This is a genomic window from Streptomyces sp. KL2, assembly GCF_046529545.1.
Classification (GTDB): Bacteria; Actinomycetota; Actinomycetes; order Streptomycetales; family Streptomycetaceae; genus Streptomyces; species Streptomyces radiopugnans.
Genome location: NZ_CP127170.1, coordinates 1,725,387 through 1,747,391 on the forward strand (window position 1 = coordinate 1,725,387; position 22,005 = coordinate 1,747,391).

21 protein-coding genes are annotated in these 22,005 nt (G+C 72.3%); 10 read left to right on the forward strand and 11 right to left on the reverse strand.

Annotation, left to right across the window (positions count from 1 at the left end):
• Positions 1-24 precede the first annotated feature (24 nt).
• Positions 25-1,401, reverse strand: coding sequence for a cation:dicarboxylate symporter family transporter (locus QPK52_RS07660; RefSeq protein WP_410540247.1), 1,377 nt, complete (start codon positions 1,399-1,401; stop codon positions 25-27).
• 306 nt (positions 1,402-1,707) lie between these two features.
• Between QPK52_RS07660 and QPK52_RS07665 the strand changes: the two genes are divergently transcribed.
• Together QPK52_RS07665 and QPK52_RS07670 are read left to right on the forward strand one after the other, a co-directional pair.
• Complete coding sequence (locus QPK52_RS07665) at positions 1,708-3,330, forward strand: ATP-binding protein (RefSeq protein WP_410536376.1); 1,623 nt, start codon at positions 1,708-1,710, stop codon at positions 3,328-3,330.
• Positions 3,327-4,061, forward strand: coding sequence for a response regulator (locus tag QPK52_RS07670; RefSeq protein WP_410536377.1), 735 nt, complete (start codon positions 3,327-3,329; stop codon positions 4,059-4,061). Before QPK52_RS07665 ends, QPK52_RS07670 begins: the two co-directional genes overlap by 4 nt.
• Positions 4,062-4,201: 140 nt before the next feature.
• Here QPK52_RS07670 and QPK52_RS07675 read toward each other — a convergent pair whose 3' ends face one another.
• On the reverse strand, positions 4,202-5,227 hold the full coding sequence (locus tag QPK52_RS07675) for an ATP-dependent 6-phosphofructokinase (RefSeq protein WP_410536378.1): 1,026 nt from the start codon (positions 5,225-5,227) through the stop codon (positions 4,202-4,204).
• A 353-nt stretch (positions 5,228-5,580) separates the two neighbouring features.
• On the opposite strand from QPK52_RS07675, the gene pta reads away from it, so the two are divergent.
• Genes pta through pyk form a run of 3 tightly spaced genes read left to right on the forward strand, consistent with a single transcriptional unit; the run spans position 5,581 to position 10,478 of the window.
• Positions 5,581-7,773 carry a phosphate acetyltransferase gene (gene pta / locus QPK52_RS07680; RefSeq protein WP_410536380.1) on the forward strand — a complete coding sequence of 731 codons (2,193 nt, stop codon included), beginning with the start codon at positions 5,581-5,583 and terminating at the stop codon, positions 7,771-7,773.
• Positions 7,770-8,996 carry an acetate kinase gene (locus QPK52_RS07685; protein ID WP_410536382.1) on the forward strand — a complete coding sequence of 409 codons (1,227 nt, stop codon included), beginning with the start codon at positions 7,770-7,772 and terminating at the stop codon, positions 8,994-8,996. The genes pta and QPK52_RS07685 overlap by 4 nt, the downstream gene beginning before the upstream one ends.
• A 54-nt stretch (positions 8,997-9,050) precedes the next feature.
• A complete protein-coding gene (gene pyk / locus QPK52_RS07690) occupies positions 9,051-10,478 on the forward strand; it encodes a pyruvate kinase (protein ID WP_410536384.1) in 1,428 nt (475 codons plus the stop codon).
• A gap of 110 nt (positions 10,479-10,588) precedes the next feature.
• Here the strand turns inward: pyk and QPK52_RS07695 are convergent, their stop codons facing one another.
• The 4 genes from QPK52_RS07695 to QPK52_RS07710 all read right to left on the reverse strand — a co-directional run bounded on the left by QPK52_RS07695 (position 10,589) and on the right by QPK52_RS07710 (position 14,794).
• Positions 10,589-11,980, reverse strand: coding sequence for a hydrogenase expression protein HypF (locus QPK52_RS07695; protein WP_410536386.1), 1,392 nt, complete (start codon positions 11,978-11,980; stop codon positions 10,589-10,591).
• Complete coding sequence (locus QPK52_RS07700; RefSeq protein WP_410536388.1) at positions 11,973-12,512, reverse strand: DUF6114 domain-containing protein; 540 nt, start codon at positions 12,510-12,512, stop codon at positions 11,973-11,975. Before QPK52_RS07700 ends, QPK52_RS07695 begins: the two co-directional genes overlap by 8 nt.
• Before the next feature lie 104 nt (positions 12,513-12,616).
• The gene (locus QPK52_RS07705) at positions 12,617-13,234 is read right to left on the reverse strand and encodes a DUF6230 family protein (RefSeq protein ID WP_410536389.1); all 618 of its coding nucleotides are present in this window, start codon (positions 13,232-13,234) and stop codon (positions 12,617-12,619) included.
• A gap of 576 nt (positions 13,235-13,810) precedes the next feature.
• A complete protein-coding gene (locus tag QPK52_RS07710; protein ID WP_410536390.1) occupies positions 13,811-14,794 on the reverse strand; it encodes a tetratricopeptide repeat protein in 984 nt (327 codons plus the stop codon).
• A 196-nt stretch (positions 14,795-14,990) separates the two neighbouring features.
• On the opposite strand from QPK52_RS07710, the gene QPK52_RS07715 reads away from it, so the two are divergent.
• Positions 14,991-15,656, forward strand: coding sequence for a TetR/AcrR family transcriptional regulator (locus tag QPK52_RS07715; RefSeq protein ID WP_410536392.1), 666 nt, complete (start codon positions 14,991-14,993; stop codon positions 15,654-15,656).
• 69 nt (positions 15,657-15,725) lie between these two features.
• On the opposite strand, the gene QPK52_RS07720 is transcribed toward QPK52_RS07715, so the two are convergent.
• From QPK52_RS07720 to QPK52_RS07740, 5 genes are all read right to left on the reverse strand, one after another.
• Positions 15,726-17,426, reverse strand: a complete 1,701-nt coding sequence (locus QPK52_RS07720; RefSeq protein ID WP_410536393.1) for a methylmalonyl-CoA mutase — start codon at positions 17,424-17,426, stop codon at positions 15,726-15,728.
• Between the two features lie 129 nt (positions 17,427-17,555).
• Positions 17,556-17,894 (reverse strand): DUF3817 domain-containing protein, encoded by a 339-nt coding sequence (locus tag QPK52_RS07725; protein WP_410536395.1) that lies wholly within the window; start codon positions 17,892-17,894, stop codon positions 17,556-17,558.
• A 75-nt stretch (positions 17,895-17,969) separates the two neighbouring features.
• On the reverse strand, positions 17,970-18,479 hold the full coding sequence (locus QPK52_RS07730) for a MarR family winged helix-turn-helix transcriptional regulator (RefSeq protein WP_093661877.1): 510 nt from the start codon (positions 18,477-18,479) through the stop codon (positions 17,970-17,972).
• Positions 18,480-18,579: 100 nt separating this feature from the next.
• Entirely contained in the window at positions 18,580-18,870 is a 291-nt protein-coding gene (locus QPK52_RS07735) for an MTH1187 family thiamine-binding protein (protein ID WP_394634659.1), read from the reverse strand.
• Positions 18,867-19,241: a DUF3817 domain-containing protein gene (locus QPK52_RS07740; RefSeq protein WP_410536398.1), complete on the reverse strand. Its 375-nt coding sequence runs from the start codon at positions 19,239-19,241 to the stop codon at positions 18,867-18,869. The genes QPK52_RS07735 and QPK52_RS07740 overlap by 4 nt, the downstream gene beginning before the upstream one ends.
• Before the next feature lie 85 nt (positions 19,242-19,326).
• On the opposite strand from QPK52_RS07740, the gene QPK52_RS07745 reads away from it, so the two are divergent.
• From QPK52_RS07745 to QPK52_RS07760, 4 genes are all read left to right on the forward strand, one after another.
• Positions 19,327-19,965 (forward strand): AIM24 family protein, encoded by a 639-nt coding sequence (locus tag QPK52_RS07745; protein ID WP_410536400.1) that lies wholly within the window; start codon positions 19,327-19,329, stop codon positions 19,963-19,965.
• A complete protein-coding gene (locus QPK52_RS07750; RefSeq protein ID WP_410536402.1) occupies positions 19,965-20,615 on the forward strand; it encodes an AIM24 family protein in 651 nt (216 codons plus the stop codon). Before QPK52_RS07745 ends, QPK52_RS07750 begins: the two co-directional genes overlap by 1 nt.
• Positions 20,612-21,391 carry an AIM24 family protein gene (locus QPK52_RS07755; RefSeq protein WP_410536404.1) on the forward strand — a complete coding sequence of 260 codons (780 nt, stop codon included), beginning with the start codon at positions 20,612-20,614 and terminating at the stop codon, positions 21,389-21,391. The genes QPK52_RS07750 and QPK52_RS07755 overlap by 4 nt, the downstream gene beginning before the upstream one ends.
• Positions 21,392-21,458: 67 nt before the next feature.
• Positions 21,459-21,935 (forward strand): MarR family winged helix-turn-helix transcriptional regulator, encoded by a 477-nt coding sequence (locus QPK52_RS07760; RefSeq protein WP_410536406.1) that lies wholly within the window; start codon positions 21,459-21,461, stop codon positions 21,933-21,935.
• Positions 21,936-22,005 lie beyond the last annotated feature (70 nt).

Here is a 22,005-nt window from a genome sequence, read left to right on the forward strand (position 1 = left end):
TGGCCCAGGGCGTTCACGGGGAGGTCACACGCCCGCGGGCTCCTTGGCGGCGGGCCCTGTGGGGTCGGGGTCCCGCGTGGTCTCGTCACCGGTGGTCCGGTCGGGGGCGCCGTGGGCAGCGCCGTGGGAGTGGGCGGCGCCGTGGGAGTGGGCGTCGTCGAGGAGGGTCCGCTCGTCGAAGGGGACGCGCCCGGCCAGCACCTCGCCGACCCGCTCCTTGTCGATCTCCCTGGTCCAGGTGCCGACCAGCACCGTGGCGACCGCGTTGCCGGCGAAGTTCGTCAGTGCGCGGGCCTCGCTCATGAAGCGGTCGATGCCGACGATCAGGCCGACGCCGTCCACCAGCTCCGGGCGGTGGGACTGCAGGCCGCCGGCGAGAGTGGCGAGGCCCGCGCCGGTGACGCCGGCCGCGCCCTTCGAGGCGATGATCATGAAGACGAGCAGGGAGATCTGCTGCCCCACCGTGAGCGGGTCGCCCATCGCCTCGGCCACGAACAGGGAGGCCATCGTCAGGTAGATCGCGGTGCCGTCGAGGTTGAAGGAGTAGCCCGTGGGGACGGTGATGCCCACCACCGGCCGGCTCACCCCCAGGTGCTCCATCTTCGCGATGAGGCGCGGCAGTGCCGACTCCGACGAGGATGTGGACAGGATCAGCAGGAACTCGCGGCCCAGGTACCTCAGCAGGGCGAGGATGTTCACCCCCGCCACCAGCTTCAGCAGCGCGCCCAGCACGACGAGGACGAACAGCAGGCAGGTGGCGTAGAAGCCGATCATGATGACGGCCAGGGACGTCAGCGCGTCCACCCCGGTCTCGCCGACCACCGCGGCGATGGCGCCGAAGGCTCCGACCGGGGCCACCCACATGATCATGGCCAGCACCCGGAAGACCAGCCGCTGTACGTGGCCGATGCCCCGCAGCACCGGCTCGCCGGCCGGGCCCATCGCCTGGAGCGCGAAGCCCACCAGCAGGGCCACCAGCAGGGTCTGGAGGACCTCGCCCCCGGTGAAGGCGGAGACCAGCGTCGTCGGGATGACACCGAGCAGGAAGTCGACGGTGCCCTCACCGGCGCCCTCGGCCTGCGCCGCGCCGGCGCTCCTGGCCTCCTCGGTGAGCTGGAGTCCGGATCCGGGGTCCAGCACGTTGCCGACGGCCAGGCCGATGGCCAGGGCGACGGTGGACATCACCAGGAAGTAGCCGAGCGCGAGCCCGCCCACCGCGCCGACCTTGGCGGCCTTCCGCACGGAGCCGATGCCCAGCACGATGGTGCAGAAGATCACCGGCGAGATCATCATCTTGATGAGGTCGACGAATCCGGTGCCCAGCGGCTTGAGCTCCTTGGCCACGCCCGGGGCCGCGAAACCGAGCGCGATGCCCGCCAGAACGGCGGCGATCACGGCGATGTAGAGGTAGTGGGTGCGGTCCCGCCCCTTGGGCCGGGCGGCCTGCCCGGCCTGCGCGGCCTGTTCGTTGTGCTCGTTCTGCGGTGGCACGTCGGGCTCCTCCGTGTTGCGGCTCCGACTCGCGTGGAGTCCCGGCGACTATGCACCCGGCTGTGAGGCCGATCACGGTTGCGTGCATTACGTGCACGGAAAACCCGTTCGGAAGGCGGGATTCCGGCCGCACCGGCTCCCGCGGGCAGGGCCGGCCGCCGTCTCCCGCGGTCCCGGGGAGGGCCGCTCGGCGTATGAGCGGGCAGACTGGTGCCCATGCGTCTGTCCCGCCCCCGCAGCCTGGCAGGCCAGCTCTTCGCGATGCAGGTCGTGGTGGTGGCCGCCGTGGTGGCCGGGTGCGCGCTGTTCACCTACCTGAACGACTGGCGGCAGGCCGAGACCGCCGCCCGGTACCGCGCCACCGCCACCGCCCGTGCGATCGCCGACTCGCCCTCGGTGGCGGAGGCGATCGGCTCGCCGGACCCGAGCGCGCTCCTCCAGCCGTACGCCGAGCGGGTCCGCCGCGACACCGGCGTCACCTTCGTCACGATCATGGACCCGAGCGGCATCCGCTGGACCCACCCCGAGCCGGACCGGATCGGCCTGCGCTTCGTGGGCCACATCGGCCCCGCCCGGCGCGGCGAGACCTTCCACGAGACCTACACCGGCACCCTCGGCCCCTCGGTGCGGGTGGTCACGCCCGTGCGCGACGGCGGCGGACGGATCGTGGGGCTGGTGAGCGCGGGGATAGCCGTGGAGCGGATCACCGACGAGGTGGAGCGCCAGATGGCCGTCCTGCTCGCGGTGGCCTCGGGCGCGGTACTGCTCGGCGGGCTGGGCACCTACGTGATCAACGCCCGGCTGCGCCGCCACACCCACGGCATGAACGCCGCCGAGCTGAGCCGGATGCACGCCTACCACCAGGCCACGCTGCACGCCGTTCGCGAGGGGCTGGTCATGCTCGACGGGCAGCGCCGCGTCGCCCTGATCAACGACGGCGCCCGCGAGCTGCTCGGCCTGGCCGGACGCGAGGTCGTGGGCCTGGGCGTCGCCGAGCTGGGGCTGCCCGCGCCGCTGACCGGGGCGCTGCTGGCCTCCGAGCCCCGGGTGGACGAGGTCCATCTGACGGGCGAGAGGGTGATCGTGGTGAACACCTCGCCGGTCTCGGCGCGCGATCTGCGCGGCACGGTGGTCACCCTGCGCGACCACACCGAGCTCCAGGCACTCGCCGGCGAGCTGGACTCGGTGCGCGGCTTCGCCGAGGCGCTGCGCTCGCAGGCGCACGAGGCCGCCAACCGGCTGCACACCGTGGTCTCCCTGATCGAGCTGGGGCGCGAGCGGGAGGCGGTGGAGTTCGCCACCGCCGAGCTGGAGCTGGCCCAGGCGCTGACCGACCAGGTGGTCGCGGCGGTCGCCGAGCCGGTACTGGCCGCGCTGCTGCTGGGCAAGGCGGCACAGGCCAACGAGCGCGGGGTGGAGCTGGTGCTCACCCGGGACAGCAGCGTCGACGACGGCCTGCTGCCGCCGGGCCTGCCCGCCCGGGATCTGGTGACGGTGCTGGGCAACCTGATCGACAACGCGCTCGACGCCGCGTCCGGGGACACCACCGGGGACGCCGCCGCCCGGGTCGCGGTGACCGTACGGGCCTCGGAGCACGAGCTGCTGCTGCGCGTGGCCGACACCGGGCCGGGCATCGGCCCGGAGCAGGCCGAGGAGGTCTTCCGGCGCGGCTGGTCCACCAAGTCCGGCGGGCCCGCGAACCGGGGACTGGGCCTGGCGCTGGTACGGCAGACCGCGCGGCGGCACGGCGGCACCGTGGAGCTGGCCGGCGCGCCCGGCGGCGGCGCGGAGTTCACCGTGCGGCTGCCGCTGCGCGCCGCCGCGGGGGCGACGGCGTGACCGGGCCGGGAGCGGGGACCGGGGGCGGGGGCGGCGGTACGGGGCCCGGGCCGATCAGGGTGCTGGTGGTCGAGGACGACCCCGTGGCCGCCGACGCCCACGCCCTGTACGTCTCCCGGGTGCCGGGCTTCGCCGTCGCGGGGGTGGCGCGCTCCCGGGCGGAGGCCGGCCGGGCCCTGGAGCGGCTGGACGTCGATCTGGTCCTGCTCGACCTCTACCTCCCCGACGGCCACGGCCTGGCCCTGGTGCGGGCGCTGCGCGCGGCGGGCCACACCACCGACGTCTTCGCCGTCACCTCGGCCCGCGATCTGGCCGTCGTACGCGAGGGGGTCTCACTCGGGGTGGTCCAGCACGTGCTCAAGCCCTTCACCTTCCCCGCACTGCGCGAGAGGCTCCAGCGGTACGCCCGGTTCCGGGAGACGATCGCCTGCGCGGGCGCGGAGGCCCGCAGCCAGGCGGAGGTGGACCGGGCGCTGGCCGCGCTGCGGGCGCCGGGGCGCGTCACGCTGCCCAAGGGACTGAGCCCCGCCACCCTGGAGGCGGTCACCTCCGCCCTGCGCGCGGCCGCCGGGGAGGGGCTGACGGCCTCCGCGGCGGCCCGGCGGGTGGGCGTCAACCGGATCACCGCCCGCCGCTATCTGGAGTACCTGGCCGGCACCGGGCAGGCCGAACGCGCTCCGCGGTACGGGCAGGTGGGGCGGCCGGAGCTGCACTACCGCTGGCGCGGCTGACGGCGGCCGGCCGCCTCCGCTGCGGCCCCGGGACCGGGTCCGGACGCGCACCGCGCCCGCGGCGGCCCGTGGGAGGGGGCACGCGGCGGGCGCGGGTGGCGCAGGCGGCGGGAACGGCCTCGGGCCGGTGGACGCACCGGTCAGAAGACGGCCTCGGTCTCGTCCATCCGGTCCTGCGGCACCGTCTTCAGCTCGGTGACCGCGTCCGCCAGCGGCGCCATGACGATCTCGGTGCCGCGCAGGGCCGTCATCATGCCGAAGTCGCCGCGGTGCGCGGCCTCCACGGCGTGCCAGCCGAAGCGGGTGGCCAGCACCCGGTCGTACGCGGTGGGGGTGCCGCCGCGCTGCACGTGGCCGAGGATGACGGGGCGGGCCTCCTTGCCCAGGCGGTGCTCCAGCTCGATGGCGAGCCGGTTGCCGATGCCGGTGAAGCGCTCGTGCCCGTACTGGTCGATCTGCCCCTTCTCGTAGGGCATCGAGCCCTCGGCAGGACGCGCGCCCTCGGCGACGCAGAGGACCGCGAACTTCTTGCCGCGCGCGAAGCGCTCCTCGATCATCTTGCACAGGTCGTCGACCTGGAAGGGCCGCTCGGGCACGCAGATGCCGTGGGCGCCGCCGGCCATCCCCGCCTCCAGCGCGATCCAGCCCGCGTGGCGCCCCATGACCTCGACGACCATCACGCGCTGGTGGGACTCGGCCGTCGTCTTCAGCCGGTCGATGGCCTCGGTGGCCACCGTGACGGCCGTGTCGAAGCCGAAGGTGCGGTCGGTGGCGGAGATGTCGTTGTCGATCGTCTTGGGCACGCCCACCACCGGCAGCCCGGCGTCGGCGAGCATCCGGGCGGCGGTGAGGGTGCCCTCGCCGCCGATCGGGATGAGCGCGTCGAGGCCGAGCCTCTCCAGCAGCTCCTCGGAGTTCTGGCACGCCTCCCGCAGCCGGTCGCGCTCCAGCCGGGCCGAGCCCAGGATGGTGCCGCCTCTGGCGAGGATGCCGGAGACGGAGTCGATGTCGAGTTCGCGGTAGCGGCCGTCGAGCAGGCCCTTGAAGCCGTCTTCGAAGCCGATGACTTCGTCGTGCCGGTCGACCACGGCGCGGTGCACGACCGAACGGATCACGGCGTTCAGACCGGGGCAGTCGCCGCCTGCGGTGAGGACTCCGATGCGCATGGGGATCGCTTCTCCTGCTCGCTGCTGGTTCGGGGGTGCGCCGCCGCGATTGTTTCACGCCCTGAACGCATTCCCGCCTCCCGTCTCACATACCGTTCGAGACACGACCGGCACGCGGCATCGCGGGCCACGGCGGTAGGGTCAAGGGTAGTCAAAGGAACAAGTGCCCGGATAAGCCCTGTCGGGACCGTTTCCCGGGTTTTTGCGGGGTCCCGCGGGGTTCCCCCGGATCCGCGCGGCCTCCCGGGGGCCGTCTCCCGGCTTCCGGCACTTTTCCGCCACGGCGTGCCCGGGTACCCGACGGGAGCAGGGCCCGGAGGGGCCCTGGGCACGACGAACAGGGAGAAGCACACGTGACGCGCAGCGTGTACGTGACCGGCATCGGCCGCGGGGACGGCCGCCAGGTCGTGGAGCTGGGAGTCATGGAACTCCTGTCCCGGCGGACCGGCCGGGTCGGCGTCTTCCGCCCGCTCGCCCACGACGGTCCCGATCCCATCTACGACCTGCTGCGCAGCCGCTACCGGCTCTCCCAGCCCGCCGGGACCGTGGTCGGGCTCGGCTACGACGAGGCCGTGGCCGTCCTGGCCGACCGGGGCATCGACGAACTGGTGTCCCGGCTGGTGGACCGCTTCCACACGGTCGCCCGCGGCTACGAGGCCGTCCTCGTCCTGGGCACCGACTTCGCCGACACCGGTCTGCCCGCCGAGCTGGCGCTCAACGCGCGTCTGGCCAACGAGTTCGGCGCCCCGGTGCTGCCGGTGGTGGCCGGCACCGGCCAGGACACCGACTCGCTGACCGCCGAGGTCCGCAACGCCTACCACGCGTACGCCTCGCTGGGCTGCGAGGTCCTCGCGATGATCGCCAACCGGGTCCCCGACGGCGCGGCGGTGGGCGCCATCGGCCTGGACGGGCATCTTCCGGTACCGGTGTACGCCCTGCCCGAGGAACCCGCGCTGGCCGCGCCGACCGTCGCCCAGGTCTCCGAGGCGCTGGGCGCGAAGGTCCTCCAGGGGGACCCGGCCGGGCTCGCCCGCGATGTGCGCGGTTTCGTCTTCGGCGGCGCCACGCTGCCGACCTTCCTGCCCGCCCTCACCGAGGGCTGCATGGTCCTCACCCCCGGCGACCGCGCGGATCTGGTCGTCGGCGCGCTGGCCGCCCACTCCGCGGGCTCCCCCGCCATCGCCGGGGTGCTGCTCACCGTCGGGGAGCACCCCGGCGAGGAGACGATGGCGCTGGCCGCCCGGCTCTCCCCGGGCACCCCGGTGCTGTCGGTGCCCGGGGGCTCGTTCTCCACCGCCGGCGAGCTGATGTCCCTGGAGGGCAGGCTGACCACGGCCAACCCGCGCAAGGCGGAGATCGCCCTCGGCCTCTTCGAGGGCCATGTGGACACCGCCCGGCTCACCGAGCGGCTCTCGGTGGTCCGCGGCGACCGGGTCACCCCGATGATGTTCGAGCACGAGCTGATCGAGCGGGCGCGGACCGACCGCCGCCACGTCGTCCTGCCGGAGGGCACCGAGGAGCGGGTGCTGCGGGCGGCCGAGGTGCTGCTGCGCCGGGGCGTGTGCGACCTGACGCTGCTGGGCGACGAGACCGCGATCCGCAAGCGCGCCGCCGAGCTGGGCATCGACCTGGGCCTGCTGGGGCCCGAGGAGCTGCCCGAGGGGCCGGGCGCCTCCGCCCGTGCCGTGGACCCGTACACCTCGCCGCTGCGCGAGCGCTTCGCCGAGCTGTACGCCAGGCTGCGCGCCCACCGGGGCGTCACCTACGAACTGGCCTACGACCAGGTGGCCGACGTGTCGTACTTCGGCACCCTGATGGTCCAGGAGGGGCTGGCCGACGGCATGGTCTCGGGCGCGGCCCACTCGACGGCGGCGACGCTGCGGCCCGCCTTCGAGATCATCCGCACCAAGCCGGACGCCGAGATCGTCTCCTCGGTGTTCTTCATGTGCCTGGCCGAGAAGGTGCTGGTCTACGGCGACTGCGCGGTCAACCCCGACCCGGACGCCGAGCAGCTCGCCGACATCGCCGTCCAGTCCGCCGCCACCGCCGCCCGGTTCGGCGTGGACCCGCGGATCGCGATGCTGTCGTACTCCACCGGCACCTCCGGCTCCGGCGCGGACGTGGACAAGGTGCGGCGGGCGACGGAGCTGGTGCGCGAACGCCGCCCGGACCTGCTGGTGGAGGGGCCCATCCAGTACGACGCGGCGGTGGAGCCGTCGGTGGCGGCGACCAAGCTGCCTGAGTCGAAGGTCGCGGGACGGGCCACCGTGCTGGTGTTCCCGGACCTGAACACCGGCAACAACACCTACAAGGCCGTCCAGCGCTCGGCCGGCGCGGTGGCCGTCGGCCCGGTCCTGCAGGGTCTGCGCAAGCCGGTCAACGACCTCTCGCGCGGCGCTCTGGTTCAGGACATCGTCACAACCGTGGCGATCACCGCGATCCAGGCGCAGCAGAGCCGGCGGGCGGCGGACGCGGCGGCCGGTCCCGCGGATCCCGCCGGACCCACCGAACCGACCGGCCCCGAGGGGAAGGCTGCGAACGAGTGAGAGGCACCCGCGTCCTCGTCCTGAACACCGGCTCCTCGTCGGTGAAGTACCAGCTCCTGGACATGGCCGACGGCTCCCGCCCGGCCGGCGGCCTGGTCGAGCGGATCGGCGAGCGCGCCTCGTACCTGCGCCACGCCCCGGCCGGCGGCCCCCGGCGCGAGCGCGAGGAGCCGGTGCCCGACCACCAGGCGGCGCTCAAGGCGGTCGCCGACGAACTGGCCCGTGACGGACTGGGCCTGGACTCCCCCGAACTGGCCGCCATCGGCCACCGGGTGGTGCACGGCGGGCGCCGCTTCACCGAGCCGACCGTGATCGACGACGCGGTGCTGGCCGAGATCGAGCGCCTGGTGCCCGTCGCGCCGCTGCACAACCCGGCCAATCTGGCGGGCATCCGCACGGCCATGGCGCTGGCGCCGCACCTGCCGCAGGTTGCGGTCTTCGACACCGCCTTCCACACGACGATGCCGGAGTACGCCGCCCGGTACGCCATCGACACCGCCGTCGCCGACGCCCACCGGGTGCGCCGCTACGGCTTCCACGGCACCTCGCACGCGTACGTCTCGCGCAGGACGGCCGAGCTGCTGGGCCGGGATCCCTCCGAGGTGAACGTCATCGTGCTGCACCTGGGCAACGGCTCGTCGGCCTCGGCGGTGCGCGGCGGGCGGTGCGTGGACACCTCCATGGGGCTCACCCCGCTGGAGGGCCTGGTGATGGGCACCCGTTCGGGTGATATCGACCCGGCGGTGGTCTTCCATCTGGCGCGGGTCGCCGGGATGTCGGTGGACGAGATCGACGTCCTGCTGAACAAGCGCAGCGGCCTGCTGGGCCTGTGCGGGGACAACGACATGCGGGAGGTCCTGCGCCGGATGGCGGGCGAGGGGCCGGACGCGGAGTCGGCGAGACTGGCCTTCGACGTCTACGTCCACCGGCTGAAGAAGTACATCGGCGCCTACTGCGCGGTGCTCGGCCGGGTGGACGCGGTGGCCTTCACCGCCGGGGTCGGCGAGAACGCCGCCCCGGTGCGGCAGGCCGCCGTCGACGGGCTGGAGGGACTGGGCCTGGCCGTGGACGCGGAGCTGAACGCCGCGCGCGGCGGCGGACCCCGGCTGGTGTCCCCGCCCACCGCGCGGGTGGCGGTGGCCGTGGTGCCCACCGACGAGGAGCTGGAGATCGCCGGCCAGACGTATGCGCTGGTGGGCGACGGCACCGCGGGACGGAAGTGAGCCAGCTCACCCCCTGGAACGTTCCGCCACTGAACAAAAGATAGGATCGCCCCCATGCGCCGTTCCAAAATCGTCTGCACCCTGGGCCCCGCCGTGGACTCCTACGATCAGCTCAAGACGCTGATCGAGGCCGGCATGAACGTGGCCCGCTTCAACATGAGCCATGGCAGCCACGCCGAACACGAGGAGCGCTACCACCGTCTGCGCAAGGCCTCCCAGGAGACGGGGCGCGCGATCGGCGTGCTCGCCGACCTCCAGGGACCCAAGATCCGCCTGGAGACCTTCGCCGACGGCCCCGTCGAGCTGGTGCGCGGCGACGAGTTCACCATCACCACCGAGGACGTTCCCGGCGACCGCACCATCTGCGGCACCACCTACAAGGGCCTGCCGGGCGACGTCTCCAAGGGCGAGACGGTCCTGATCAACGACGGCAACGTCTCCCTCCAGGTGATCGACGTGGACGGCCCCCGGGTGCGCTGCATCGTCATCGAGGGCGGTGTGATCTCCGACCACAAGGGCATCAACCTGCCCGGTGTGGCCGTCAACGTCCCGGCCCTGTCGGACAAGGACGTCGAGGACCTGAAGTTCGCGCTGGAGATGGGCTGCGACATGGTGGCGCTGTCCTTCGTGCGCGACGCCGCCGACGTCCGCGACGTCCACCGGGTGATGGACGAGGTGGGCCGCCGGGTGCCGGTGATCGCCAAGGTGGAGAAGCCGCAGGCGGTGGAGAACATGGAGGAGGTCGTCCTCGCGTTCGACGGCGTGATGGTGGCCCGCGGCGACCTGGCGGTGGAGTATCCGCTGGAGAAGGTGCCGATGGTGCAGAAGCGGCTGATCGAGATGTGCCGCCGCAACGCCAAGCCGGTGATCGTGGCGACCCAGATGATGGAGTCGATGATCACCAACTCCCGGCCCACCCGCGCCGAGGCCTCCGACGTGGCCAACGCGATCCTGGACGGCACGGACGCGGTGATGCTCTCGGCGGAGTCCTCGGTGGGCCAGTACCCGATCGAGACCGTCAAGACGATGTCGAAGATCGTCCAGGCCGCCGAGGAGGAGCTGCTCTCGCGCGGCCTCCAGCCGCTGGTGCCCGGCAAGAAGCCGCGCACCCAGGGCGGTTCGGTGGCCCGCGCGGCCTGCGAGATGGCGGACTTCCTCAACGGCAAGGCGCTGGTCGCCTTCACCAAGTCCGGCGACACCGCCCGGCGGCTCTCCCGCTACCGGGCCGCCCAGCCGATCCTGGCCTTCACCACCGAGCCCTCCACCGCCTGCCAGCTCACGCTGAGCTGGGGCGTGGAGTCCTTCGTGGTGCCGCACGTGGACCACACCGACGACATGGTGGACCTGGTCGACGCCGAACTGCTCAAGCTCCAGCGGTACAACACCGGCGACACCATGATCATGACGGCCGGCTCGCCTCCCGGCATCCCCGGCACCACCAACATGGTGCTGGTGCACCACCTGGGCAGCGACAAGCGCTGACCCGGCCCCTCGGCTCCCCGGCATCTCGCCCGCGGCGCGGCGAACGGCGGCGGCCCGCGTACCCCTGGAGGTACGCGGGCCGCCGCCGTTCGCCGCGCCGTTCCGCGGGCTCAGTTCTCGTTGTAGAGGTTCATGCCCGGGATGTGCAGGTCGCCACCGAACTGGCCTGCCTGTCTGACCGACACGTCCGTGAAGAACACCTCCGGGATGTTCAGCGGCGGCGGCGACTCGGGGCTGAAGGTGATCGGGATGAGCCCGAAGAGCCTGCCCTTGAGCTCCTCGGTGTACATCGTCACCGTGCCGTTGCGGATGGTGGAGGTGCTCCCCTTGGCCGCCTCGACGTGCGCGGTGCTGCCGCCGGGGCCTTCCACCAGCTGGTGCAGATCCCGGATGTCCACCGAGCGGGCGGTGAACTTCAGGGCGTTCTTGACCGTGCCGTTGTGGGTGCGGACCTTGACGATGCCGTGGTAGTCCAGGCCGTGGAGGGTGAGCAGACTGGTCTTCAGCACCCACGGGGCGTTGGGCAGCACCGCCTCGGTCTGCTCCTCCTCCGCGTCGGCCAGCGCCTCGGCGTCGTAGGTCGGGCAGGGGAAGGGCTCCTTGCCGGAGGCGTCCGCCCCGGGGGCGGCCGTGTCGTCCGGTTCCCCGGCGGCCTTCTCACGCGCCTCGCCGGCCTTCTCACGCGCATCGCCGACGGTGTCCTCCACCGCGTCGCCGACGGTGTCCTCCACCGCCTCGCCGATGCGGTCGGTGGCGTCCTTCAGGCCCTCCCCGACACCGTCGACGGCACCATCCGCGGCGTCGCCGGCGGCGTCCTCCACCGGGGTGCCGGAGTCGCCCCCGGACTCCCCGGACTCCCCGGACGGCGACGGACTCGGCGAGGCGGAGGGCTCGGCCGCGGCCCCGGTCCCCTTCCCGCCCGGGGTGAACAGGTTCTTGATGGCGTCGCCGATGCCCAGCGGGTCCAGCGGGTTGCGCTCCTCGGTCTCCGAGAGGCTCGGCTCGGGCTCCGGCGTGCCGGCGTCCTTCTCCTCCCCGCCTCCGGTGCCACCGGATGCGGATCCCGGCCCGGAGCCGGTTCCGCCGCCGACCGGGAGCTCGGCGGGCGGCGTGGCGCCGGGCTCGGGCTCGGGCTCGGGGGAGGCACCGGGCTTCGCGTCCCGGCCGTCCTGCCCGTCCTGCCCGTTCCGGCCGTCCTGCCCGGACTTCTCCTTCTCCGCCTGCCGCCCGCCGTCCTCCTCCGCCTCCTTGTCGGGCGCGGTCACACACGGCCCGTCCCTGAAGGGGTTCTTCGGCAGCGGCTCGGCGAGCGCGAGCTTGGGGGTCAGCCCCATGCCCATGAGCACGGCCGACGGCATGGCGGCCAGGGCTATCGCCTTGCCCGCGGGAACGTGCAGCCGGGTCAGCAGCGGCTTCCTCGGGGCGGCGTGGCGCGGTCCGCTCCTGGTACGCCGGGGCGGCGCGGCCGCGGTCGCGTCCTCCCGGTTCAACTCGTCAGGCATCACGGCGCGTCCCGTTCTGTCGGTCGTCCGCCCCGGCGGGGGCCTGCTCGACGATGGCCAGGCCCACCTCCTGCGGAGCCTCTTCGGGCGCGGGACCACCGGAAACGTCCCCGGTCTCCGCGGGCTCGGCCGGCCGCTCCTTGTTCTGCACCCAGGAGAGGCCCATCGCGCCGCCGACCATCGCCAGCAGGAAGCCCACGAAGAGGCCTCCGAGGTTGGAGACCACCAGCGAGACCAGTGCCAGCAGGATGGCGGCGACTCCGGCGAACACCCGGGAGTGCGGCTGGAACCACAGGGTCAGGCCCAGCACGAACAGCAGCACGCCGATGATCAGCGATCCGGAGCCCGTGGTGGTCGCCAGCCGGAAGGACAACTGGCTCAGGCTGGGGTCGGCGTACGGGATCCAGATGATCGGCACGCCGCCCAGCAGCGTCAGCAGTCCCGCCCAGAAGGGGCGCTGCCAGCGCCACAGACGGAACGACTGCCGCCAGTGGCTGATGCGTTCACGCGCTCCCGGCGACTCGGCACTCATCAGAAAACAGCTCCCTAGGGCCGAACTGTCCATAAAGATCGATGGCACTGCGGAGAGGCGGAAGACCGGCTCGGCGGCCCCCCGCCCCCTCTCCGCTCAGTGCGTCAGAAGCACTCGTTCTTGCCCTTGGCGACATTCAGCGAAAGGCCGGAGAGCTTGAAGGTGCCGGCGCTGGTGGCCCAGGACGTCTGCTTGACGCCGGTGAGCACGGCCTCGTCGGCCTCCTGCGCGAAGGAGCCCGGAAGCACGGTGTCGCCGTCCTTCAGACCCGGGCCCTTGCTGGTGTCATTCGCCGAGACGCCGATGTTGATGTTCTTGAACGTGGCGTCGGCGTCGAGCTGGTCGAGGTCGATGTAGAGGTTCTTCGCCTCGACGACCTTGCCGTTGTTGCCCGCGTTCAGCTTCACCGAGACATCGCCGAAGACCGGAACGGGGATCACGACGGACTGGCACAGCCCCCTGAGCTCGGCGCTCTTGAAGGCCGACACCGCGACGGGGACCTTCTTGCCCCCGTGCACGGTGTCGATCGTGCCGTACTGCACGAACCCCTTGCCGTCCAGCCGGTCAACCGAGACCTTCGCCTGCTGGCCGGAGACGCTGAACGACGCGGCGAGTGCACCCTGTGCCAGGGCGACCCCGACCGCCGCCGTGGCGGCAACGCTGGGGACCATGACGACGGCGAACCGCTTCCATCTGGTCCCGCCACGAGCCACAGACTCCATGACTTTCCTCCTTCTCGGACGTACATCTCCGGCCCGGGCCGGACCCGGACGGGATGGGAGAAGTGCTACGTCCTCGGGAAGGAGAGCGCCGTTCCCCGGATTCACCAGATTCCGAAGCGCCGGCGATCACCCCCGAGCGACAACCACTGGCCGCGCTCTCGCGCGGCCTGCCGGACAGGCCCTGCCTCTGGGCAGGGACCCCCCTGTCCGCGGCCGGCGTCACCGACGCCGACCCACCCGGTGGGGACCCATGGTCCGGTTGTGCCCGGATGTGGTGTGCCGGGCTGCGGACGATGGACCGAGCGTGGCCGATCGTGGTCCATGAGAGGCCGGGGCACAAGGGGCTCGTTACTTGCGAGTAACGGGAAGATGACCGCGCCTGCGCCGAGCGTGACCAGACGGGCACCCAGGGTTGCCGGAAGAAACGATGGGCGAGCGGATCAACCGGACTCCACGGGATCAATCCCCCCAGGCGGTTTACTGCGAGTAACAGCGGCCGCGATTACCAAGTTTCGGTAAAGGCGCGGCCGCTGTTGATCGTTATGTCAACAAGCCCCGGACGGTGGAACCGGCAGGTCAGAAGAGGACACGGGCAAGGGCACCGCGTGCCGCGACCACCCTCGGATCCTCGTGTCCGACCACCTCGAACAGCTCCAGCAGACGGACGCGTGCGGCCTCCCGGTCGTCACCCGCCGTGCGGCGGACCGTCTCCACCAGCCGTCCGAAGGCGTCCTCGACGTGCCCGCCCGCCAGGTCGAGGTCAGCCGCCCTCAGCTGCGCCCGGACGTCGGCGGGCGCATCGGCCGCCTCCTTGCGCACCTGGGCCGCGTCCAGACCCTGGACGCGCTGCAGAAGCTCGGCCTGGGCCAGTCCCAGCTTGGCCTCAGTGCTGGCCGGGTCGTCGGCGAGCACGTTCCGGTACGCCTGGATCGCACCGCCCAGGTCCCCCGCGTCCAGCGCGGAGTGGGCGGCGGCCAGCGCCGGGTCCTCCGGGACACCGGGGGCGGCCGGGGCCTGCTCGCCGCCCTCGCCGCCCTCCACGGAGATGCCGGTGATGCCGAAGCGCTGCTCGGCGACCTGGACGAGCTGGTCCAGCACCTCGCGCACCTGCTGCTCGGGCGCCGCACCCTGGAAGAGCGGCAGGGCCTGGCCGGCCACCACCGCGAAGACGGCCGGGATGCCCTGCACCCCGAACTGCTGGAAGAGCATCTGGTTGCGGTCGACATCGATCTTGGCGAGGAGGAAGCGTCCGGCGTACTCGTGCGCCAGCCGCTCCAGCAGCGGCCCGAGCTGCTTGCACGGGCCGCACCACTCGGCCCAGAAGTCGATGACGACCGGGACCTCGGCGGAGCGCTGGAGCACCTCCTGCTCGAAGTCCGCCTCCTCGACGTCGATCACCAGGGACACAGGGGCCGCTCCGGCCGCGCCGGCACCACCGGCCCCGCCCTGCTGCCGTGCGGCCCGGGCACGGGCCTCCTCGGCCTTCTGCTTGGCCTCCCCGGCCGCCTTCACCGCGGCGAGGTCGACCACTCCGCTCATGGACATGTTGCGTGGCTGCATGTGACCAGTCTCCCCCGTTCCGGGACCGTTCCGTGCAGCGTGCCGCACATCGGCACCGGGTCCCCGTCCGGCGCCGGTGGTTGCCGCGTGATCACCGCCGCTCCGGGGCCCTCTCCGGGCTCCGCGCAACCGGCACTGGAACCAGCGTTTCGATACGGCTCGTAGCGTAACTCATGGCCCCGGCTACAGTCACCCCATGGCCGATTCCGCTCGACGCACGGGCAGGCCGCGCAGCGCCGCGGCGGACCGCGCGATCCTCGACGCGACGCGCTCGGCCCTGGTCGAGCTGGGGTGGAGCGGGCTGACCATGGGGGACGTGGCCATGCGCGCGGGAGTGGCCAAAACCACCCTCTACCGCCGCTGGACGAACAAGAGCGAGATGGTCGTGGACGCCGTCGCCGTCCTCTTCGACGAGCTGGAACTGCCCGACCGCGGCAGTCTGCGGGCGGACGTCGAGGGCGTGGTGCTCTCCTTCGCCGCGCTGCTGGAGCGGCCGGAGGCGAAGACGGCGCTGATGGCCGTCGTCGCCGAGGCCACCCGCGACGAGGCGCTGCGCGCCCGCATCCGCGCCGCCATCGTGGAACGCCAGAAGCACCTGGTGGTCACGGGCCGCCGCCGCGCCCAGGCCCGCGGCGAGCTCCCGCCCGACGCGCCCGGCCCGGAGGGCGCCGCCGCGGCGGACCGCGCCGCGGACCTGATCTTCGACGTGGTCGCGGGCGCGGTCCTCCACCGCTCACTGGTCAGCGCGCAGAGGGCCACCCCGGCGTGGGCCCGCGCCCTGACCGCCCTGCTGCTGCACGGTCTGTCCCCCGCCGCCGGGCCCGCCCCCGGGCCCGCCCCGGAAGGCTCCGGCGGCGCCTGACGGCGGCCGGCCGCCCGGCCCCTTCCCCGGAAGGACGGTGGCCGACGGCCGGTCGCACGCCGCGCCGCCTCAGAAGCCGGCGGGCTCGGTGTAGACGCCCCACTCCTCGCGCAGCACCCCGCAGATCTCGCCCAGCGTCGCCTCGGCGCGCACCGCGTCCAGCATGGGCTCGATCATGTTGGAGCCGTCCCGGGCGGCGGCCAGCATCCCGTCCAGGGCGGCGCGCACGCGCGCGTCGTCGCGTGCGGCCTTGCGGTCGGCCAGCACGCGCACCTGCTCGCGCTCGACCTCGTGGCTGACCCGCAGGATCTCCAGGTCGCCGGTGACCGAGCCGGTGTGGCAGTTGACGCCGACGACCTTCTTCTCGCCCTTCTCCAGCGACTGCTGGTAGCGGAAGGCGGCCTCGGCGATCTCGCCGGTGAACCAGCCGTCCTCGATGCCGCGCAGGATGCCGGAGGTGATCGGGCCGATGGGGTGGTTGCCGTCCGGCACCGCGCGGCGGCCGCGCTCCCTGATCTGCTCGAAGATCTTCTCGGCGTCGGCCTCGATCCGGTCGGTCAGCGCCTCGACGTACCAGGAGCCGCCCAGCGGGTCGGCCACGTTGGCCACGCCCGTCTCCTCCATCAGCACCTGCTGGGTGCGCAGCGCGATCTCCGCGGCCTGCTCGCTGGGCAGGGCGAGGGTCTCGTCCAGGGCGTTGGTGTGCAGGGAGTTGGTGCCGCCCAGCACGGCCGCCAGCGCCTCCACGGCGGTGCGCACCACGTTGTTGTACGGCTGCTGGGCGGTGAGCGAGACGCCCGCGGTCTGGGTGTGGAAGCGCAGCCACTGCGCCTTCTCGCTCTTCGCGCCGTACACGTCCCGCATCCAGCGCGCCCAGATCCGCCGGGCGGCGCGGAACTTGGCGATCTCCTCGAAGAAGTCCACGTGCGCGTCGAAGAAGAACGACAGGCCGGGCGCGAAGGCGTCCACGTCCAGGCCGCGCGAGAGGCCCAGCTCCACGTAGCCGAAGCCGTCGGCGAGGGTGTACGCCAGCTCCTGCGCGGCCGTCGAGCCGGCCTCGCGGATGTGGTAACCGGAGACCGACAGCGGCTTGTACGCCGGGATGCCCCGGGCGCAGTACTCCATCAGGTCGCCGATCAGGCGCAGATGCGGCTCCGGCTCGAAGAGCCACTCCTTCTGCGCGATGTACTCCTTGAAGATGTCCGTCTGGAGCGTGCCGTTGAGGACGGAGGTGTCCACGCCCTGCCGCTCGGCGGCCACCAGGTACATGCAGAACACCGGCACGGCCGGGCCGCTGATCGTCATCGAGGTGGTGACGTCGCCCAGCGGGATGTCCCGGAAGAGGATCTCCATGTCGGCGGCGGAGTCGATGGCGACACCGCAGTGGCCGACCTCGCCCAGCGAGCGGGGGTCGTCGGAGTCGCGGCCCATCAGGGTCGGCATGTCGAAGGCGACCGACAGCCCGCCGCCGCCGGCCGCGAGGATCATCTTGTAGCGCTCGTTGGTCTGCTCGGCGTTGCCGAAGCCCGCGAACTGGCGGATGGTCCAGGTCCGGCCGCGGTAGCCGGTGGGATACAGGCCGCGGGTGAAGGGGAACTCACCGGGCCAGCCGATCCGCTCGAACCCCTCGACGGTGTCGCCGGGCGCGGGGCCGTAGACCGGCTCGACGGGGTCGCCGGAGAGCGTGGTGAAGTCGGCGTCCCGCTTGCGTGCGGCGTCGTACCGGGCCTGCCAGCGGCGGCGGCCCTCTGCGATGGCGTCAGCGTCCATACGCACAAATTTACTAGGACGTCCAAGTAATTGTCGATGGAAGACCGCCCGGTGCGGCGTGGCGCACACGGGCGGCCCAGTGGATCCCGAGGGGCGCGCGAGGACCGGCCCCGGCGCGCGGGGCGGCGGTCAGGCCTCGGCGGAAACGGCCGCGTCGTCCTCGACCAGCGGCCCGACCTCGCGCGACACCTTCCGCTCGACGAAGAACGCGGCGGTGGGGACGGTGCCCGCGAGCAGCACCCAGGCCAGCTTGCCGAACTTCCACTTCGCCTTGGAGCCCAGGTCGAAGGCGAAGACCAGGTACAGCACGTACAGCCAGCCGTGGGCGATGCTGACGACGCTGGTGAAGCCCTCGGCGCCGTCCATCCCCAGCAGGTACTTGCCGATCATGCCGATGACCAGCAGGACCAGCAGGACACCGGTGACGTAGGCCATCACCCGGTAGCGGGTGAGCACGCTCTTCTTCATGCACACGAGCGTAACCGGCGCTCCGCGGGCCCCGGCCGGGACCCCGGTCCGGCGGATTCCGGCGGAAAGCCCGGCTCAGCTCTCCTTGAAGTCCCCCGCGGCCACGCGCAGCGGCCTGAGCAGCGCGAAGATCTCGTCGCACTCCTCGTCGTCGTACGCGCCGAGCCCGAAGTCCATCGCCATCAGGTCGCGGGTGGCCGCCTCGCACACCTCTCGCCCCCGGTCGGTGATGGAGGCGAGCGTGCCGCGGCCGTCGTTGGGGTTGGGGCGCTTGGCCACCAGGCCGGACCTCACCAGGCGGTCGACGGTGTTGGTCACGGAGGTGGGGTGGACCATCAGCCGCTCGCCGATCTTCGACATCGGCAGCTCGCCCGCCTTGGAGAAGGTCAGCAGCACCAGCGCCTCGTAGCGGGCGAAGGTCAGCCCGTAGGGCTTGACGACGGCGTCGACCTCGGCGAGCAGGATCTGGTGCGCGCGCATGATCGAGGTGATCGCGGCCATCGAGGGCACGGAGCCCCATCGCTGCTTCCACAGTTCGTCGGCGCGGGCGATCGGGTCGAACGTCAGGCTGAGCGGCTTCGGCACGGTTACGACCTTACCGGCCGGTCATATCGTGGTCAGCTCCGTCTCAGCACTCGGGCCGCCCGGCGGCACGGCCGCCGCCGGGCGGGGAGAGGGGCGGCGGTCAGCCCAGGTGCCGCTCGACGGTGGCGACCTTCGAGGCCAGGCCGTCGGTGACACCGGGGCGGACGTCGGCCTTGAGGACGAGCGAGACGCGCGGCGCCCGGGCCTCGACGGCGGCCACCGCCCGCCGCACGACCTCCATGCACTCGTCCCACTCGCCCTCGATCGAGGTGAACATCGCGTCGGTGCGGTTGGGCAGCCCGGACTCGCGCACCACGCGCACCGCGTCGGCGACGTACTCCCCCACGTCCTCGCCGACCCCGAGCGGAGTGACCGAGAAGGCGACGATCACGCGTCCACCGCCCCCGTGCGGGGCCGCTCGGCCTGCTTGGCCCGCTCGGCGCGGGCCCGGGCGGCGATCACGCTCGCCTCGGCCTCGCGGCGCAGCAGCCTGTCGGCGTAGAAACCGCCGCCGGGCAGCACCGAGAGCACGAAGTAGAGCGCGGCGCGGCCCAGCGGCCACTTGGCACGGTTCCAGGCGTCCAGCCAGAAGATCACGTAGAGCACGAAGAGGGCGCCGTGGACGGCGCCCATCACCGGTACCGCGTTGAACTCGGTCGTGCGCTTGAGCACGGAGCACACCAGCAGCAGGAGGAAGGAGACTGCCTCCGGGGTGGAGATCAGCCGGAGGCGGCGGAGCGCTGAAGCGGTCTTGAGGTCCACGGGGAGATCCTTTGTGAAGGGATGCACAAGCTCTGCCATTGTGGCAGCCTCCCCCCGGAGACCCTCGTCCGGGTAGATTCGCACCGTGGCTCGGTTCCGACTCCAAGGCGGCAAGGTCCTCGCCGTCGACCTGGCAGGCGACACGGTCAGGGCCAAGAACGGCTCGATGGTCGCCTACGAGGGCCAGATGGCCTTCAAGAAGCTCACCGGCGGCGGCGAGGGCCTGCGCGGCATGGTCACCCGCCGCCTCACCGGTGAGCAGATGGAGATGATGGAGGTGAAAGGGCAGGGCACCTGCTACTTCGCCGACCGCGCGAGCGACATCAGCCTGGTGGCGCTCCAGGGGCAGAAGCTCCACGTGGAGTCCAGCAATCTGCTGTGCGCCGACGGCTCCCTGCGCACCGGCACCGCCTTCACCGGACTGCGCGGCGCCTCGCAGGGCAACGGCCTGTTCACCACCACCGTCGAGGGCAGCGGCACGGCGGCGCTGATGTCGGACGGCCCGGCGGTGGTGCTGCGCGTCACACCGCAGTCGCCGCTCCAGGTGGACCCGGGGGCGTACGTGGCCCACACCGGGGATCTGCGGCAGGAGTTCCAGACGGGCGTGAACTTCCGGACCTTCATGGGCGAGGGGTCGGGCGAGTCCTTCCAGATCCGCTTCGAGGGCGAAGGACTGGTCTACGTCCAGCCCAGCGAGCGGAACACGATCGGCGGTGACGTCTGATGCCGTTCAGGGAGATCAGCTCCAAGATGGTCGAGGCCCGGGTGGCGCCCGGGCAGCGGATGTTCAGCCAGCGCGGCGCGATGATCGCGTACAGGGGCGAGGTCTCCTTCACCCCCAGCATCCAGGGAGGCCAGGGCGGCATCGGCTCGATGATCGGGCGGCGGCTGGCCGGCGAGGCGGCTCCGCTGATGACGGTCGAGGGCGACGGCACCGTGCTGTTCGGCCACGGCGGCCACCACGTCGAGGTGATCGAACTGTCCGGCGACACCCTCTACGTGGAGGCGGACCGGCTGCTCGCCTTCGACGGGACGCTGGAGCAGGGCACGATGTTCATGGGCTCCCAGGGCGGGGTCATGGGCATGGTGCGCGGCCAGGTGACCGGGCAGGGGCTGTTCACCACGACGCTCAAGGGGCACGGCTCGGTGGCCGTGATGGCCCACGGCGGAGTGCTCCGGCTCCCGATCGCCCCGGGCCGCCCCGTCCACGTCGATCCGCAGGCGTACGTCGCCCACCACGGGGACGTACGGAACAAGCTCTCCACGGCGCTCGGCTGGCGGGACATGGTCGGACGCGGCTCGGGCGAGGCGTTCCAGCTCGAACTGTCCGGGCAGGGCGAGGTGTTCGTACAGGCCAGCGAGGAGAAGCTGTGAACGGTCCGGTGGTCCACGACGCCCACACACTGCCGTCGAACGACAACGTCAACCCCTACGCGTTCTGCGTCGACCTGTCGGGCCGGTGGTTCCTGCAGAAGGGGAAGATGATCGCCTACTACGGGCAGATCACCTTCAACGGCATCGGCCACGGCCCCCTGGACCGGCTGGTCGCCGCCAGCTTCCACTCCCCGCTGCACGCCTCGGACTGGGTGGTCGCCGAGGGCAAGGGCAAGATGCTGCTCGCCGACCGGGCGTTCGACGTGAACTCGTACGACCTGGAGGACGGAAACCTCACCATCCGCTCGGGCAACCTGCTGGCCTTCGAGCCGAGCCTGGCGCTGAAGCAGTCGATCGTCCCCGGTTTCGTGACCCTGCTGGGGACGGGGAAGTTCGTGGCGGCCTCCAACGGCGAGGTGCACTTCGTGGAGCCGCCGGTCCGGGTCGATCCGCAGGCGCTGGTCGGCTGGGCCGACTGCCCCTCGCCCTGTCACCACTACGACCACCAGTACATGCGCGGCGTGCTCGGCGGGCTGCGGGCGATGACCGGCATCGGCGGCGTCTCCGGCGAGGAGCACCAGTTCGACTTCACCGGGGCGGGCACGGTGCTGATCCAGTCGACCGAGGTGCTGATGGAGGAGCGGGACACCGGCGCCCCTCCGCCGTCGCAGCCGGGCGTCCCCGGTGCGGGCGGTGGGCACGGCGGACATGGTGGTCAGCAACTGCCTCAGCTTCCGGGCCAGTTGGGCGGCATCCAGCGCCGCTTCGGGCTGTGACCGGATCGCTGCCCCGGGTGAGGATCCCCGGCGGGAGCGCTTCCGGCCGCCGGGTAGAGTCCGGGGCATGGAGAGCGACAAGGAAACCCGCTGGCTGAGCGGAGGGGAACAGCGCGCCTGGCGCGTCCACCTCGACGTCAACAGGCTCCTCATGCACCAACTGGAGCGGGACCTCCAGCCGTTCGGGCTGACCATGAACGACTACGAGATCCTGGTGAACCTCTCCGAGTCGGACGGCCACCGGATGCGGATGAGCGACCTGGCCGCCGCCACCCTGCAGTCCAAGAGCCGTCTGTCCCACCAGGTCACCCGCATGGAGAAGGCCGGGCTGGTGCGCCGGGAGAACTGCGAGTCCGACAAGCGCGGGCTGTTCGCGGTGCTGACCGAGCACGGCTGGAAGACGATGCGCGAGGTCGCGCCGCACCACGTCGCCTCCGTACGGCGCCACTTCATCGATCTGCTCGCGCCCGAGGCGCTCGACGGACTGCACGGCTCGCTGGTCCCGGTCGCCGAACACCTGCGGTCGCTGCGCGGACGCGGTTGAGGCACCCCGCCAAACCCCCGCGCCCCGCGGGGAGTCCGTAGGGAATGATGAGGGGGACCCGCTCGACTGC

What these genes read in the sequence shown, in the direction of transcription:
- QPK52_RS07760 (WP_410536406.1), top strand. Translation starts at nt 21,459, where the DNA reads ATGGAGAGCGACAAGGAAACCCGCTGGCTGAGCGGAGGGGAACAGCGC.
- QPK52_RS07675 (WP_410536378.1), bottom strand. Translation starts at nt 5,227, where the DNA reads ATGCGCATCGGAGTCCTCACCGCAGGCGGCGACTGCCCCGGTCTGAAC.
- QPK52_RS07720 (WP_410536393.1), bottom strand. Translation starts at nt 17,426, where the DNA reads ATGGACGCTGACGCCATCGCAGAGGGCCGCCGCCGCTGGCAGGCCCGG.
- QPK52_RS07710 (WP_410536390.1), bottom strand. Translation starts at nt 14,794, where the DNA reads ATGCAGCCACGCAACATGTCCATGAGCGGAGTGGTCGACCTCGCCGCG.
- pyk (WP_410536384.1), top strand. Translation starts at nt 9,051, where the DNA reads ATGCGCCGTTCCAAAATCGTCTGCACCCTGGGCCCCGCCGTGGACTCC.
- QPK52_RS07700 (WP_410536388.1), bottom strand. Translation starts at nt 12,512, where the DNA reads ATGAGTGCCGAGTCGCCGGGAGCGCGTGAACGCATCAGCCACTGGCGG.
- QPK52_RS07725 (WP_410536395.1), bottom strand. Translation starts at nt 17,894, where the DNA reads ATGAAGAAGAGCGTGCTCACCCGCTACCGGGTGATGGCCTACGTCACC.
- QPK52_RS07750 (WP_410536402.1), top strand. Translation starts at nt 19,965, where the DNA reads ATGCCGTTCAGGGAGATCAGCTCCAAGATGGTCGAGGCCCGGGTGGCG.
- QPK52_RS07695 (WP_410536386.1), bottom strand. Translation starts at nt 11,980, where the DNA reads ATGCCTGACGAGTTGAACCGGGAGGACGCGACCGCGGCCGCGCCGCCC.
- QPK52_RS07665 (WP_410536376.1), top strand. Translation starts at nt 1,708, where the DNA reads ATGCGTCTGTCCCGCCCCCGCAGCCTGGCAGGCCAGCTCTTCGCGATG.
- QPK52_RS07715 (WP_410536392.1), top strand. Translation starts at nt 14,991, where the DNA reads ATGGCCGATTCCGCTCGACGCACGGGCAGGCCGCGCAGCGCCGCGGCG.
- QPK52_RS07705 (WP_410536389.1), bottom strand. Translation starts at nt 13,234, where the DNA reads ATGGAGTCTGTGGCTCGTGGCGGGACCAGATGGAAGCGGTTCGCCGTC.